This is a genomic window from Thioalbus denitrificans, assembly GCF_003337735.1.
GTDB classification, from domain to species: Bacteria; Pseudomonadota; Gammaproteobacteria; order DSM-26407; family DSM-26407; genus Thioalbus; species Thioalbus denitrificans.
This window is the reverse complement of the sequence record NZ_QPJY01000003.1, coordinates 329,900-344,326: the sequence shown is the minus strand read 5'-3', so window position 1 is coordinate 344,326 and position 14,427 is coordinate 329,900. Positions and strand designations below refer to the sequence as shown.

The 14,427-nt window shown below is 70.2% G+C and carries 14 protein-coding genes; 6 read left to right on the top strand and 8 right to left on the bottom strand.

The annotated features are described in order from the left end of the window. Nucleotides 1-103: 103 nt before the first annotated feature. Genes DFQ59_RS09965 through DFQ59_RS09950 form a run of 4 tightly spaced genes read right to left on the bottom strand, consistent with a single transcriptional unit; the run spans nucleotide 104 to nucleotide 4,057 of the window. On the bottom strand, nucleotides 104-955 hold the full coding sequence (locus DFQ59_RS09965) for a DUF4340 domain-containing protein (RefSeq protein WP_170142120.1): 852 nt from the start codon (nucleotides 953-955) through the stop codon (nucleotides 104-106). Between the two features lie 24 nt (nucleotides 956-979). Then, complete coding sequence (locus tag DFQ59_RS09960) at nucleotides 980-2,344, bottom strand: GldG family protein (RefSeq protein WP_114279536.1); 1,365 nt, start codon at nucleotides 2,342-2,344, stop codon at nucleotides 980-982. 7 nt (nucleotides 2,345-2,351) lie between these two features. Beyond that, the gene (locus DFQ59_RS09955) at nucleotides 2,352-3,110 is read right to left on the bottom strand and encodes an ABC transporter permease (protein WP_114279535.1); all 759 of its coding nucleotides are present in this window, start codon (nucleotides 3,108-3,110) and stop codon (nucleotides 2,352-2,354) included. Then, the gene (locus tag DFQ59_RS09950; RefSeq protein WP_114279534.1) at nucleotides 3,107-4,057 is read right to left on the bottom strand and encodes an ABC transporter ATP-binding protein; all 951 of its coding nucleotides are present in this window, start codon (nucleotides 4,055-4,057) and stop codon (nucleotides 3,107-3,109) included. Before DFQ59_RS09950 ends, DFQ59_RS09955 begins: the two co-directional genes overlap by 4 nt. Nucleotides 4,058-4,343: 286 nt before the next feature. Between DFQ59_RS09950 and DFQ59_RS09945 the strand changes: the two genes are divergently transcribed. Continuing rightward, nucleotides 4,344-5,519: a DesA family fatty acid desaturase gene (locus DFQ59_RS09945; protein ID WP_114279566.1), complete on the top strand. Its 1,176-nt coding sequence runs from the start codon at nucleotides 4,344-4,346 to the stop codon at nucleotides 5,517-5,519. A gap of 90 nt (nucleotides 5,520-5,609) precedes the next feature. On the opposite strand, the gene rpmG is transcribed toward DFQ59_RS09945, so the two are convergent. The 3 genes from rpmG to radC all read right to left on the bottom strand — a co-directional run bounded on the left by rpmG (nucleotide 5,610) and on the right by radC (nucleotide 7,048). Next, nucleotides 5,610-5,777, bottom strand: coding sequence for a 50S ribosomal protein L33 (gene rpmG / locus DFQ59_RS09940; protein ID WP_114279533.1), 168 nt, complete (start codon nucleotides 5,775-5,777; stop codon nucleotides 5,610-5,612). A gap of 15 nt (nucleotides 5,778-5,792) precedes the next feature. Beyond that, nucleotides 5,793-6,029 (bottom strand): 50S ribosomal protein L28, encoded by a 237-nt coding sequence (gene rpmB / locus DFQ59_RS09935; RefSeq protein ID WP_114279532.1) that lies wholly within the window; start codon nucleotides 6,027-6,029, stop codon nucleotides 5,793-5,795. Between the two features lie 344 nt (nucleotides 6,030-6,373). After that, nucleotides 6,374-7,048 (bottom strand): RadC family protein, encoded by a 675-nt coding sequence (gene radC / locus DFQ59_RS09930; protein ID WP_114279565.1) that lies wholly within the window; start codon nucleotides 7,046-7,048, stop codon nucleotides 6,374-6,376. Nucleotides 7,049-7,469: 421 nt separating this feature from the next. Here radC and coaBC point away from each other — a divergent pair, with 421 nt between their 5' ends. The 5 genes from coaBC to slmA all read left to right on the top strand — a co-directional run bounded on the left by coaBC (nucleotide 7,470) and on the right by slmA (nucleotide 13,708). After that, on the top strand, nucleotides 7,470-8,669 hold the full coding sequence (gene coaBC / locus DFQ59_RS09925) for a bifunctional phosphopantothenoylcysteine decarboxylase/phosphopantothenate--cysteine ligase CoaBC (RefSeq protein WP_114279531.1): 1,200 nt from the start codon (nucleotides 7,470-7,472) through the stop codon (nucleotides 8,667-8,669). Continuing rightward, the gene (gene dut / locus DFQ59_RS09920) at nucleotides 8,656-9,111 is read left to right on the top strand and encodes a dUTP diphosphatase (RefSeq protein ID WP_114279530.1); all 456 of its coding nucleotides are present in this window, start codon (nucleotides 8,656-8,658) and stop codon (nucleotides 9,109-9,111) included. Before coaBC ends, dut begins: the two co-directional genes overlap by 14 nt. Nucleotides 9,112-9,208: 97 nt before the next feature. Further along, entirely contained in the window at nucleotides 9,209-11,644 is a 2,436-nt protein-coding gene (locus DFQ59_RS20520; RefSeq protein WP_281268245.1) for a phosphomannomutase/phosphoglucomutase, read from the top strand. Nucleotides 11,645-11,867: 223 nt separating this feature from the next. Then, nucleotides 11,868-12,764 (top strand): acetylglutamate kinase, encoded by an 897-nt coding sequence (gene argB, locus DFQ59_RS09910; protein WP_114279529.1) that lies wholly within the window; start codon nucleotides 11,868-11,870, stop codon nucleotides 12,762-12,764. 350 nt (nucleotides 12,765-13,114) lie between these two features. Then, nucleotides 13,115-13,708 carry a nucleoid occlusion factor SlmA gene (slmA, locus tag DFQ59_RS09905; protein WP_114279528.1) on the top strand — a complete coding sequence of 198 codons (594 nt, stop codon included), beginning with the start codon at nucleotides 13,115-13,117 and terminating at the stop codon, nucleotides 13,706-13,708. Here the strand turns inward: slmA and DFQ59_RS09900 are convergent. Continuing rightward, the gene (locus DFQ59_RS09900) at nucleotides 13,698-14,396 is read right to left on the bottom strand and encodes a DUF4124 domain-containing protein (RefSeq protein ID WP_114279527.1); all 699 of its coding nucleotides are present in this window, start codon (nucleotides 14,394-14,396) and stop codon (nucleotides 13,698-13,700) included. The two genes, slmA and DFQ59_RS09900, sit on opposite strands and share 11 nt — an antisense overlap. Nucleotides 14,397-14,427 lie beyond the last annotated feature (31 nt).

Below are 14,427 nucleotides of genomic sequence, written 5' to 3'. Positions count from 1 at the left end.
ACGGAACACGGAACACGGAACACGGAACACGGAACACGGAACACGGAACACGGAACACGGAACACGGAACACGGAACACGGAACACGGAACACGGTATCAATCTCACTCCGCCGTCCCGGGTAGTCGCAGCAGCTCCTCCGCCATCCGGGCCGGCAGGTGATAGGTGAGGAGCGTGCCGGCATTGGTGAGGCGGACCTCCCTTTCCTCCCGCTCGAGGACGAATGCCAGCGCCGCCGGCTCGCCCTCCAGGCGCAGGGCGATCCGCTCCCCGGCGGGGAGGGCTTGCGACCGGCTCACGCGCAGGGCGCTCAGGCCGAGCCAGCGCTCCAGCAGGGCCTGGATGGTGTCCTGGGAGACGGGGCCGGCGCCATTTTCCACTCTCCAGGCGCCACTGTCGGTCCGCGACAGGACGAGTGACGGCAGCGTCAGCGCCGTCAGCCGCGCGCCGGGGGGCAGGGGGGCGGGGTCCACCAGCCCCGCAGCGCCGGCAGCCAGGTGGCGGTAGGCATCCTCCCGGACCAGGTGGACCGTATCCCCCAGCCGCAGGTAGCGGCGCATGTCCAGGGGCTCGGTGTCGCCGAGGGCGACCCAGGTCCCGTCCAGCGCCACGCGCACCCGGGGCGGGGCGAGTCCCATCGGCTTCAGGTCCAGCGTGTCGGCGTCCAGCCGGGCGGTGCTGGGCGTTTGGCACAGGGAGAGAATGCCGCTGACCCGGTAGGCGCTGGCGCGGGCGGCGAAGGGCGCCTCCAGGCGCCAGCCGTCCGCGCCCTTCGCCAGGACGACGGGCTCCGCGCCGTCGCGCTCCACCCGGATCCGGGTCACGCCGGCGGGGTCGCAACCCACTGCCGGCGCTTCCTCCGGTCCGCTGTCGCGGCCGCTCTCCTGCACGGCCAGCAGCCCCAGGGCGCCCACCAGCAGGAGCAGAAACAGGTTCAGGAGCAGGCGTGAGCGCATGGCGGCGGATCCCATCGGGGACGCTCAGCGCCGGCGCCGGCGCCACCACAGGGTCAGCCCGGCGGTGAGCAGCCCGAGGGGCAGGAGCAGCAGGAAGACCACCACGATGCCGATGGAGGCGGAGGTGGAGAGCTCCAGGCTGAGATCCGGCGCGATGCGGGTGGGGATGGCGACCAGACGATCGTCGCCGGCGAGCCAGTTCATCGCGGCCAGGCCCAGGTCCAGGTTGGCGCCGTTGCCCAGGTAGGTGTTGGAGAGGAAGTCGCCGTCGCCGATGACCAGCACCCGCTGCTCCCCGCCGGCCGCGCCGGGCGCGGCGTCCAGCGGCCGGGTGAGCGCCACGCCCAGGAGCAGCGGGCCGGGGCGCTCGTCGGTGCCCTCGTCGTAGCGCACATCGCCTTCCAGTCCGCCCAGCTCGGTCCAGCTGCGGGCCTGGGTCTCCAGTACCGGCGTTGACTGCCATGGGCCGCCCGGCTCCACCTCCAGCGCCGCGGCCTGGGGAAACAGGCTGGTGGCCTGGAGGCCGGCGGTGACGGGGTGGGGCGGATAGCCGGTCACCAGGGCGAAGGCGGGATCGGCGATGCCGAACAGCTGGGTGGTGGCGTCCACGATGCGTCCGGGCAGGAAGCGCACGCCAAGCTGCTCGGCGAGGCTTTCCAGCCCGTGCGGCGGGCCGGGATCCTCCAGCCACAGGAGGTTGCCGCCCCGATCCAGGTAGCCGCGGATCAAGTCGGCCTCGCCCGGGAGGAGCGCGGTGGTGGGGCCGGCGATCACCAGCACGGCGGTATTGTCGGGAATGGCGCCGGCGGCGGCCAGGTTCACCTGCTGGGCCTTGAGGCCGGTCTGCGCCAGGCGCCGGGTCCAGTCGCCGAAATCGTGGTTGGCCTCGCCCGCGGGGTCGCGTTCGCCGTGCCCGGCGAGGAACACCAGCCAGCGATCCCCGCGCCTCGCCATGCGGTAGAGGGCATTGGTAATCGCCTGCTCGGCGGGGTTCGCCAGGACCTCCTGTCGTCCCTGGTAGCGAAGCACCAGGCTGCCCTCGGCGCTGATGTCCAGCTCCCGCACCTGCTCCGGCACGGTGTCGGGGTTGATGAAGTCGAGAGTGAAGTCCGGCTTGATGCGCTGGTAGCGTCCCACCAGCTCGCGGATATGGCGGCGCAGCGCCTCGTTCTCGCGGGCGTAGGCGGTCACCTCCACCGGCCCCTCCAGGCTGGCGATGAGCTCGCTGCTGGCCTGGCTGAGGGTGTTGCGCCCCGCCGCGGTCCAGTCCGCCACCATGTAGTGGCGCTGGGCGAGCCAGCCCAGCAGCCCGATGAGGGCCAGGAACAGGACCAGGAAGGCCAGGTTCTGGAGCCGGAGCTGCCGGCGGGAGCGGGGGGTGATATCCATCGGTTTCTCAGTTCTGCAAGCGATCGGAATCCAGCCGGCGGATGCTGAGCACCAGGAAGGCGAGGATGAACAGGGCGAAGTAGGCCAGGTCGCGGCTGTCCACCGCGCCGGTGAGCAGGGATTCGTAGTGACGCAGCAGCGACAGCCCGCGCAGCACGGCGCTCTCGCCGCTCTCCGCCAGGCCGCCGGCCCAGTCCAGGATCCAGAGCAGCAGCAGGGCCCCGAAGGTGCTGACCGCGGCGACGGTGGGTTGGGATGTCAGCGCCGACATGAACAGCCCCAGCGCGGCGAAGCTCGCCAGCAGCAGCGCCAGCCCCAGCAGGCCCGCCGCGAGCAGGCCGAAGTCCAGGCCGCCGCCCAGCAGCAGCGACAGCGGCATGGCGGCGATGAGGGCCAGCATGATGCCGAGAAACGCCAGCAGCCCCAGGTACTTGCCGAGAACGATCTCGGTCATGGTCAGCGGTGCGGAGATCAGCAGGCTGAGGGTCCGGCCGCGCCGCTCGTCGCTGATGAGGCGCATGGTGAGCAGGGGGACCACCAGCAGCAGCACGATGGCGGTGTTGCCCAGCAGCGGGACGGCGACGATGTCGGTGAGCCCGCGCGGGCTGTCCAGCTGCTGCAGCCGCGGCTGCCACTGCATGAACAGCTCGATCTGGGCCAGGAACATCCACGCCAGGATGAACTGGACCACCGCCAGCACCGCCCAGGCCAGCGGCGACAGGAACAGCCGGCGCAATTCGTGGGCCGCCAGGGTGAAGACCATCATGCCGCGTTCTCCGTGCGGCCGCCGTCCTGGTGGACCAGTTCCACGAACACCTGCTCCAGGGTGCGTCGCTCCGGGCTCAGCTCGGTGAGGCCCCAGCCCCGTTCCACCGCCAGCCGCGCCAGCGCGGCGGCCGGTTCCGCGTCGGGGCCGTGGCAGACCCGCAGGCGGCCGTCGCCCAGGTCCTGGATCGTGGTGACGCCGGGCAGCGCCGCGATGGCGGCCGGATCCGCGGGGGGCTGCTCGAAGGCCACCCGCAGGCCCGTCTCGCCCAGTCCGCGGTTCAGGTCCTCCAGGCTCTCGCTCAGGACCAGCCGGCCGCGGTCGATGATCAGTACCCGGCTGCACACGGTCTGTACCTCGGGCAGGATATGGGTGGAGAGGATCACGCTGTGTTCCCGGCCCAGTTCGGCGATGAGGGCGCGGATCTCTCGGATCTGGATGGGATCGAGGCCCACGGTGGGCTCGTCCAGGATGACCACCGGCGGGGTGTGGATGATGGCCTGGGCGATGCCGACCCGCTGCTGGTAGCCCTTGGAGAGGTTGCCGATGAGGCGCCCGCCCGCCGACTCCAGGCCGCAGCGGGACTTCGCCCGCCCGACGGCGGCCCGCGCCTCCCGCCGGGGGATGCGGTTGATCCGGGCGCACAGGGCCAGGTACTCGTCCACCGTCAGCTCCCGGTAGAGCGGGGGCTGCTCGGGCAGGTAGCCCACGCAGGCCTTGGCGGCCCGGGGGCACTCCAGCAGGTCGATGCCGTTGAGGGTGATGCGGCCCGTAGTGGGGGCCAGGTTGCCGGTGAGCATCTGCATGGTGGTGGACTTGCCGGCGCCGTTGGGCCCGAGAAAGCCCAGCACCTCCCCCCGGCGCACCTCGAAGCTCACGCCGTCAACGGCCCGGAGCGCGCCGAAGTGGCGGGAGAGGTGTTCGACGCGGATCAGGGTATCGTCCATGGCCGCGTATTATTCCCCCTCGGTGACTGCGCACTCAAGGGCCGGGTGTACGACTCCCGGCGGTTCTGGGGTGGTCACGGCCCTGGGTCGTGGGTCGGTCGATTTCCAACCCGCTGATTGATAAACGGTTGCCCAGCGGCGGACCGGTCGCCTGCCCCGGGGTGCGTGGGCCGATAAAGCTGGACCTGGTGGCTCCCCTCGGCTACCATCGGGCTCTATACCCTATGGCGTTTGTAAGTTATTGCCGCCGCGCCCGGCAGTCTCCCCTCGGAACCAGACACCCATGATACTGAACGGACTGCTCGACCTGTCCCTCGGCGGCCTCATCGCCGCCACCCTGCTGCTGACCCACGTGACCATCGTCGCCGTGACCGTCTTCCTGCACCGTCACCAGGCCCACCGGGCCCTGACCCTGCACCCGGTCGTGAGCCACTTCTTCCGTTTCTGGCTGTGGCTGACCAGCGGCATGGTGACCCGCGAATGGGTGGCGGTGCACCGCAAGCACCATGCCGCCTGCGAAACCGAGTCCGACCCCCACAGCCCGCAGGTGCTGGGCATCCGCAAGGTGCTGTGGACGGGGGCGGAGGTCTACCGCGAGGCCACCCGCGACGAGGCGATGCTGGAGCAGTTCGGCCGCGGCACCCCCGACGACTGGATCGAGCGCAACCTCTACGGCCGCCACAGCGGGCTGGGCATCGTGCTCATGCTTGGCCTCGATCTGCTGCTGTTCGGAGCGGCGGGCATCACCGTCTGGGCGGTACAGATGATCTGGATTCCGCTGTTCGCCGCCGGGGTCATCAACGGCCTGGGGCACTGGTGGGGCTACCGCAACTTCGAGTGCCCGGACGCCTCCACCAACCTGGTGCCCTGGGGCATCCTCATCGGCGGCGAGGAACTGCACAACAACCACCACGCCCACGGCGGCTCGGCCCGCCTCTCCTACCACTGGTGGGAGTTCGACATCGGCTGGATGTACATCCGCCTGTTCCAGGCCCTGGGGCTGGCCCGGGTCAGGAACGTCTCCCCGCAGACGGTGTTCCGGCCGGGGAAGATGCTGCCGGACGTGGACACCCTGGGCGCGGTGCTGAGCAACCGCTTCCAGGTGCTGGCCCGGTACGGGCGCGAGGTGGCCCTGCCGGTGCTGCGCGAGGAGATGGCCCGGGCGGACGCCTCCGTGCGCGGCCGGCTGCGCCAGGCCCGCGCGGCTCTGGTGCGGGACGAATCCCTGGTGAGCGAGGAGGCACGCCGGCGCCTGCAGGCGGTGCTCGAGCGCAGCGGCGAGCTGAAGGTGGTGTACCAGTTCCGCGAACGGCTGCAGGCGGTGTGGAACCGCTCGGCCGCCTCCCAGAAGGAGCGCCTGGAGGCGCTCCAGGAGTGGTGCGCCCAGGCCGAGGCGACCGGCATCCAGGCGCTGCAGCGGTTCGCCGCCCGGCTGCGCGGCTACTCCCTGGGGTCGGCCTGACCCGCCGGGAGTCGGCGGGTTTCCCCGGCCCACGAAAAAGCCCGGCTCAGGCCGGGCTTTTTCGTGGAGGCCGTAGTGCGCGGAAGCGGATTACTTGATCTTCGCTTCCTTGTAGAGCACGTGCTTGCGCACCACCGGATCGTACTTCTTCATTTCCAGCTTGTTGGGCGTGGTCTTCTTGTTCTTGGTGGTCGTGTAGAAGTGACCGGTCTCGGCGCTGGACACCAGCTTGATCTTGTCGCGAGCGGATTTTGCCATGGCGGTTAGCCTCCCTTAGACCTTCTCACCGCGGGCGCGCAGGTCGGTGAGGACCGCGTCGATGCCCTTCTTGTCGATGATGCGCAGGCCCTTGCCGGAGACGCGCAGGCTCACCCAGCGCTTCTCGCTCTCGACCCAGAACCGGCGATCGTGCAGGTTGGGCAGAAAACGGCGACGGGTCTTGTTGTGGGCGTGGGAAACGTTGTTCCCTGCCACCGGGCGCTTGCCGGTGACCTGACAAACTCTGGACATCGCTACAGCCTCCATGATTCTTTCCCGGCAGCATACCGGTACGGCGAGCTGGGCTTTATACCAGACCCGGACGTTCCGATGCAAGACTGTCGGCGATTTTCGCTGTGGGGGTGCGGCCCCTGAAAAATATCATTAGACCGCAGATTGACGCTGATTTTCGTTGATTTTACCGGCGCGCCGCCCCCGTGGCCATGGCGGGGACGCGAGCACGGGTGGGTCGCCCCGGGCCACGAAAGGATTCCCCCGACTCCCGGGGACCGGCAGGCGCTATGCAGTACAGGGAAAAATCAGCGTCAATCAACGTCAATCTGCGGTTGCTGCGCCTTCCGTTGCCAGTGTCGAGGTCACACCAGGCCCCGCTCGGCCAGGGAGACGCACTCGCCGTCGCCGACGATGACATGGTCGAGCACCCGCACGTCCACCAGCGCCAGCGCGTCGCGCAGCCGGCGGGTGATGCCGGCGTCGGCGGTGCTGGGCTCGGCCACGCCCGAGGGGTGGTTGTGGGCCAGGATCAGGGCCGCGGCGTTCAGGGCCAGGGAGCGGCGGACCACCTCGCGGGGGTGCACGCTGGCCCCGTCGATGGTGCCGCGGAACAGCTCCTCGTAGGCGATGAGGCGGTGGCGGTTGTCCAGGAACAGGCAGGCGAAGACCTCGTGGGGATGGTCGCGCAGGCGCGCCGCCAGGTAGCGGCGGGTCGTCGCCGGGCTGGTCAGCGGCTCGCCCCGGGCCAGGGTCTCGTGCAGGTGCCGCCGCCCCATCTCCAGCACCGCCTGCAGCTGGGCGTACTTGGCCGGGCCCAGTCCCCGGGCCCGGCAGAAGCTGCGGGCATCGGCGGTGAGCAGGGGGCGCAGCCCGCCGAACTCCGCCAGCAGGTCCCGCGCCAGGTCCACCGCGGTCTTGCCCGCCACCCCGGTGCGCAGAAAGATCGCCAGCAGCTCGGCGTCGGACAGGGCGCCCGCTCCGAGCCCCAGCAGCCGCTCCCGCGGCCGTTCGGCCGCAGGCCAGTCGGTAATGGCCATGGTGTCCCCTCCCTGGGTCAAGGCGGCCTCCTGCCGCCGTGGCTGAATATAAGGCATCCATCGCGCGATGCGTGGGCATCGACAGGAAAAAACAGTTTAACTGCAGATTGGCGTTGATTGACGTGGATTTCATGGGGGGAAGCGGGTAGTCCCTGCCAGATGCCGGCCGCTTCCGCTGCCGGAAAAGTCGTAGCCGGCGCGGCACCAACTGCAATGGCCCGGGTAGCGCGATGGCTCCCAATGGGTTGCGGGCAGAAAATCAACGCCAATCAACGTCAATCTGCGGTAAGCCGTTCTTGCCTCGTGCCAATCCTGAGGGCGGGGTGTGGCGCTGGTCCTCCCGTCAGGAGTGAAACGGTACATTGGATGCTGTATCTTTTCGGGGACTCCCCACCACTGCCGGGATCCGCCGCCGTTGCCCATGTCCGAACTTGCCCACAAGCGCATCCTGCTCGGTGTCACCGGGGGCATCGCCGCCTACAAGAGCGCCGAGCTGGTGCGGCGGCTGCGCGACGCCGGGGCCGAGGTGCGGGTGGCGATGACGGCGGCGGCCCAGGCCTTCGTCACCCCGCTCACCTTCCAGGCGCTCTCCGGCCACCGGGTGCACACCACCCTGCTCGATACCGAGGCCGAGGCGGCCATGGGCCACATCGAGCTGGCCCGCTGGGCCGACGCGGTGCTGGTGGCGCCGGCCAGCGCAGACTTCATGGCCCGGCTGGCCCACGGGCTGGCCGACGACCTGCTCGCCACCCTCTGTCTCGCCACCGCCGCGCCCATCGTGCTGGCGCCGGCCATGAACCGGCAGATGTGGGCCGCGGAGGCCACCCGGGACAACGCGGTATGCCTGGCCCGGCGCGGCGTGCGGCTGCTGGGGCCGGCCGCGGGGGGGCAGGCCTGCGGCGAGACCGGTCCCGGGCGGATGCTCGAGCCCCGGGAGCTGGTCCGGGGGCTGGCGGAGCTCTGGGGGCCGCGGCCTCTTGCCGGGCGCCGGGCGGTGGTGACCGCGGGGCCCACCCGCGAAGCCCTGGACCCGGTCCGCTACCTGAGCAACCGCAGCTCCGGGAAGATGGGCTACGCGGTGGCCGCCGCGGCGGCGGCGGCCGGCGCCGAGGTGGTGCTGGTGAGCGGCCCCGTTGCGCTTGCACCGCCGCCGGGCGTGCGGCGGGTGGAGGTGACCAGCGCCGCGGAGATGCTGGATGCGGTGCTCGCCGAGGTGGCCGGCGCCGATCTCTTCATCGCCACCGCCGCGGTGGCCGACTACCGCCCGGCCGTATCCGCCGATCGGAAGATCAAGAAGGACAGTGAGCGGATGGAGCTGGTACTGGAGCGCAACCCGGACATCCTGGCCACGGTGGCGGCCTTGCCGGAGCGGCCCTTTTGCGTGGGTTTCGCCGCCGAGACCCACGATGTGATCGGCTATGCCCGCGGCAAGCTGGAGGCCAAGGGGCTGGACCTCGTCGCCGCCAACGCCGTGGGCGAGGGGCAGGGCTTCGATCGTGACGACAACACCCTGACGGTGCTCTGGCCGGGGGGAGAGCGGGCACTCGGTTCCGGCAGCAAGCGCGAGCTGGCCCGGGCGCTCATGGACATCATCTGCGAGAGACTGCATGCGCGAGATTGAACTGAAGGTGCTGGACCCGCGGGTGGGCGAGGCGTTTCCGTTGCCGGAGCACGCCACGGACGGCGCCGCCGGCGTGGATCTCCGGGCCTGCCTGGATATGCCGCTCACCCTCCACCCCGGCGAGACCCGCCTCATCGGCACGGGCATCGCCATCCATATCGGCGACAAGGGGCTGGCGGCGGTGCTGCTGCCCCGCTCCGGGCTGGGCCACAAGCACGGAATCGTGCTCGGCAACCTGGTGGGTCTCATCGATTCGGACTACCAGGGCGAGGTGATGGTCTCCTGCTGGAACCGGGGGGAGGACACCTTCACCATCCAGCCCGGCGAGCGCATCGCGCAGATGGTCTTCGTTCCCGTGGTGCAGGCCCGGTTCCGGGTGGTGGGCGAGTTCGAGTCCAGCGAGCGCGGCGGTGGCGGTTTCGGCAGTTCCGGCCGGCACTGAGCCGGATTCAGGATGGCGCGGAGGGGTGAAATTGGCGCGGAAAACGGCTGAGCGGTCCGGGGCGCAACGGAGCCGGGATGGCGGACGGATTGGGGCCTTGCTGCTGCCCCCGGCGTTCATCCTGCTCGCGGTGCTGGCCGGGACCGCCTTCGTGCTCGACCGCCTGCTGGCCCCGCAGGAGACCGCGGAGGTCGACGCCCGCGATGCCGTCGTGGCCGACACCTTCGCCGACCGGGTGAACGGGGTGGTCGACAGCCGGCTGGAGCTGCTGCGCCTGGCGGCGGGCGAACCCGGCCTGCCGGCGCTCGTCGCCGCCGGTGACCGGGCGGCCCTCGCCGCCCGGGAGCAGTCGCTGGCGGCGCGGTTCCCCGGCGCCCGGCGCGTGCGGCTGCTGCCGCCGGGGCTGGACGATCCGGAAGCGGCGCCGGGCGGGAGCCTGGGCTTCGCCGCGCTGGCGCTGGCGCGCCAGGCCGCTGATCGGGGCACCGCGCTCATCGAGGCCCACCACGGCGACGGGGGGATGCAGCTCAATCTCGCCGCCCCCCTGCCCGCCGGTTCCGGCGTGCTGCTCGCCACCCTCGACATGGCGGTCCTGCAGCAGGCCCTGGACGGGGCGCCGAAGGCCGGTGGCGTCGTCCGGCTGGTCCAGCGGGTGGGCAGCCAGGAGGTGATCCTGGCGCGGCACGGGGAGGCCGGGGAACCCCAGGGGCGCCCGGCCTACGCCCTCGACCTGGGGGCGCGCGGCTGGCAGGTCCAGTACTGGCCGCCGGCCGCGGCAGGGATCGATCTCGGCCTGCCGCCGCGGCTGCTGCTGTGGCTGGTGGTGGGCGGAATGGCGTTGGTCCTGTTGCTGGTGGTTCTCAACACCGTGCGGCGACTCGGCTCGGCGCTCAATGCCGATCTGGATACGCTGATGCGCTGGGCGGAGCGCTACGTGGGCGGCGAGAGCGAAGTGGCGGTGCCGGCGTTCCGGCTGGCCCGGAGCCGGGAAGTGGCTGAGACCTGGGGTCCCGGCTTCACCCGCCTGCTGACCCAGCGCCGTGCCGCTCCGCCGCCACGGGCACAGGCGCCGGAGGCGCCTGCGCCATCTCCCCCAGCGGTCGAGCCGGTCACCGCCGACGTCGAGCCCGAACCTGCCGGCGCGGTGGCGGTCGGGGCCGCCGGGATGGACCCGGCCATTTTCCGGGCCTATGACATCCGTGGCGTAGTCGGTGAGAGCCTGACGGTCGAGGGGGCCGAGCGCATCGGCCGGGCCATCGGCACCGCCGCGCTGGAACAGGGCGAGGAGGGCGTCGTCGTGGGCCGCGACGGGCGCCTCTCGGGCCCCGACCTGGCGGCGGCGCTGAGACACGGGCTGCAGCAGACGGGGCTGAACGTCATCGATGTGGGCGTGGTGCCCACGCCCGCGCTCTACTTCGCCACCCATACCGTGGGCTACAGCTCCGGGGTCATGGTGACCGGCAGCCACAATCCGCCCGAGTACAACGGCATGAAGATCGTGCTGGCCGGCGAGACCCTGAGCGGCGAGGCGATCCAGGACCTGCGCCGGCGGGTGGCGCAGGGCGAGTTCGTCGACGGGGAGGGTGCCTTCGAGGAGCGGGACATCCTCTCCGACTACGGGCGGGCCATCGAGGAGGACATCGGCCTGGCGCGCTCCCTGAAGGTGGTGGTGGACTGCGGCAACGGTGCCGCCGCGACGGTGGCCCCGCGGCTGATCCGGGCGCTGGGCTGCGAGGTCATCGAGCTGTTCTGCGAGGTGGATGGCCGCTTTCCCAACCACCATCCGGATCCGGGCCAGCCGCGCAACCTGCAGGACCTCATCGACGCGGTGACGCTGAACGGGGCCGACCTGGGGCTCGCTTTCGACGGCGACGGCGACCGGCTGGGGGTGGTCGACTCGGACGGGACCATCATCTGGCCCGACCGGCAGATGATGCTTTTCGCCGCCGATGTGCTGAGCCGCAATCCGGGGGCGGACATCGTCTACGACGTCAAGTGCACGCGCCATCTCGGCCGGGTCATCGCCGAGCACAGCGGGCGCCCGGTGATGTACAAGACCGGCCACTCCCTCATCAAGGCCCGCATGCAGGAGACCGGTGCGCTGCTGGCCGGGGAGATGAGCGGCCACATCTTCTTCCGCGAGCGCTGGTACGGCTTCGACGACGCGATTTACGCCGCCGGCCGGCTGCTGGAGATACTGAGCCTCGATCCGCGGCCGACCGCCGTGATCTTCGGCGAGCTGCCCGATGCGCTGAGCACGCCGGAGCTCAACGCCCCCATCGCCGACGGGGAGAAGTTCGCCTTCATGCAGCGGCTGGTGGAGCAGGCGCGCTTCGAGGGCGGGGAGGTGAACACCATCGACGGGGTGCGGGTGGACTTCGAGGATGGCTGGGGCCTGGTGCGCCCCTCCAATACCATGCCCAGCCTGGTGCTGCGCTTCGAGGCCGACAACGAACTGGCCCTGGCGCGCATCCAGGAGCTGTTCCGCCAGCGGCTGCTGGCGGTCAAGCCCGACCTGGAGCTGCCGTTCTAGCAGCATCAAGTCCGGCAGGCTGCCAGCCCCGGGATTTCATGAATCTCTCGCCAAGACGCGAAGAACGCCAGGAAAACAGAGGATTAACGATCTTATACTGCAGCGGCCCGCGTGCGAGACGATGCCTGATGCTCCAGGCAAATGGTCTTGAACATTTTGAGCCTCGGCGTCTTGGCGTGAAAAATCCGGCTGGAAGATTCCCAGGAGTGCAGGAACCCGACCCATGACATTGAATGTTGAAGCGGCCATGAACGTGGCCAAGGTCCTCACCGAGGCGCTGCCCTACATCCAGCGCTTCATCGGCCGGACCATGGTGATCAAGTACGGCGGCAACGCGATGGTGGACGAGCGCCTGAAGACCGGTTTCGCCCGCGACGTGGTGCTGATGAAGACGGTGGGCATGAACCCCGTGGTGGTGCACGGCGGCGGTCCCCAGATCGGCGATCTGCTCAAGCGCATCGGCAAGCAGAGCGAGTTCGTCCAGGGCATGCGGGTCACCGACCGCGAGACCATGGACGTGGTGGAAATGGTGCTGGGCGGCCAGGTGAACAAGGACATCGTCAACCTGATCAACCGCTGCGGCGGACGCGCCGTGGGGCTGACCGGGAAGGACGGCGACCTGATCCGGGCCCGGAAGATGACCCTGACCCGCAACGCGCCGGAACTGAATGCCCCCGAGATCATCGACATCGGCCACGTGGGCGAGGTGGCCAGCATCGACACCGGCGTGGTGGACATGCTGGTGCACGGGGACTTCATCCCGGTCATCGCGCCCATCGGGGTGGGTGAGGACGGGCTCTCCTACAACATCAATGCCGACCTGGTGGCCGGCAGGATGGCCGAGGTGCTGGGCGCCGAGAAACTGATCCTGCTGACCAACGCCCCGGGGCTGATGGACGCCGAGGGCAAGGTGCTCACCGGCCTGTCCACCAGCCGGGTGAACGAGCTCATCGCCGACGGCACCATCCATGGCGGGATGCTGCCGAAGATCCGCTGCGCGCTGGAGGCGGTGCAGTCCGGCGTGCGCTCGGCCCACATCATCGACGGCCGGGTGGAGCACTCCGTGCTGCTGGAGGTCTTCACCGACGAGGGCATCGGCACCCTGATCCAGGGCCGCTGACCGGCCCGGAGAGCAGGCGCTTACAACGCAGAAGAGCCCACCACGAAGGCACGAAGGACACGAAGAGAGAACTATCCGCAGATTACGCAGATTACGCAGATTACGCTGATGATTTTTCTGTAGGGTGGTCGTGCGGAGGCAGTCATCCAGCGGTGGTGCGTCTTTGAACGGGAACGAGCGGCCCATGGGACCCGCCGGCGTCCGGGGAATTCGACTGGCCCGCCCCTGCCCACGGATAATCTGCGAAAATCTGCGTAATCTGCGGTTAAACAGTCTTTGGTCTTTTCTTCGTGTCCTTCGTGCCTTCGTGGTGAGATCAGCGGGCAGTGGATACCAACCGACGGACAACCATGGCCAGACCGAACAGCTCTCCGCGCCGGCAGCAGATCCTGGAGGCGCTCGCGCACATGCTGGAGACCCATCCGGGCGAGCGCATCACCACCGCCGCGCTGGCCGCGGAGGTGGGCGTCTCCGAGGCGGCGCTCTACCGCCACTTCCCCAGCAAGGCGCGCATGTACGAGGACCTCATCGCCTTCATCGAGGAGACGGTCTTCAGCCGGGTGGGGATCATTCTCGCCGAGGAGCCGGAGGCGGCGGATCGCTGCGAGAAGGTGCTGTCCCTGCTGCTGGCCTTCTCCGCCCGCAACCCGGGCATCACCCGGCTGCTCACCGGCGATGCCCTGACCGGGGAGACCGCGCGCCTGCGCGAGCGGGTGGCGCAGTTCTTCGCCCGGGTGGAGACGCAGCTCAAGCAGATCCTGCGGGAGGGGGAGATGCGCTCGGGGGCGGCCCTGCCGGTGGCGGTTCCGGTGGCGGCGGGCCTGCTGCTGGCCGCGGCGGAGGGTCGGCTGCGCCAGTTCGTGCGCAGCGGGTTCGAGCGCCCGCCCACCGAGGGCTGGCCGGAGCAGTGGGCGGTGCTCGCCCGCGGGGTGTTCAGCGCTTGAGCGTCGGCGCCTCGCCCCGCTTCAGGGCCCGCTGCCGTGCCTCCGGGAGCGCCCTGAGCTCGCGGTAGCGCTCCAGGTCGGCGGCGAACTGCGTCTCCAGCTCGGTCCGCTGCCGGCGGCGTTCCTCCATGAAGTTGCGGTTGTCGGTGATCTGCTGGCGGGTGCTGGCGATGTCGGCCAGCAGGTTCCCGGGCACCGTCCGTCCGGCGCGCTCGTGGTTCGCCGCCGCGGCCTGCTGCTGCTGCAGTTGTTCCCGCAACCGCCCGATCTTCTCCTCCGCCAGGTGAATCTGGCTCTCCAGCACGGCCAGCTTGCTGTCGCGCATGGCGATGAGGTCGCTCTCGCTGACGTAGGTGATGAGCAGCCGCTGATCCTTCTGCGCCTGTTCCCGGGCCTGGCGCTCGGCCTCCCGCTGCTCCGCCTCGCGTCGCTCCCGGGCCGCCGTCTCGGCGGCGATCTCCTCCGCCGACTTGGCCGGTGGCACCGTCTCCACCACCCGGCCATGGGCGTCCACCACCTCGTAGCCCCGGCTCACGTACTCGGGCGGAATGGTGTTGTTCAGGACCGTGACGCCCTGATCGTCCTGGTAGCGGTAGAAGCGCTGCTGCCCCGCGGCCTGGACCCCCGTGGCCGCCGCCAGGGCGAGCGCCAGGAACAGGACCAGGGGCGGAAGGTTACGCTGCAACATGGTCAGACTCCCGGATCATCAGTGCCGGTTC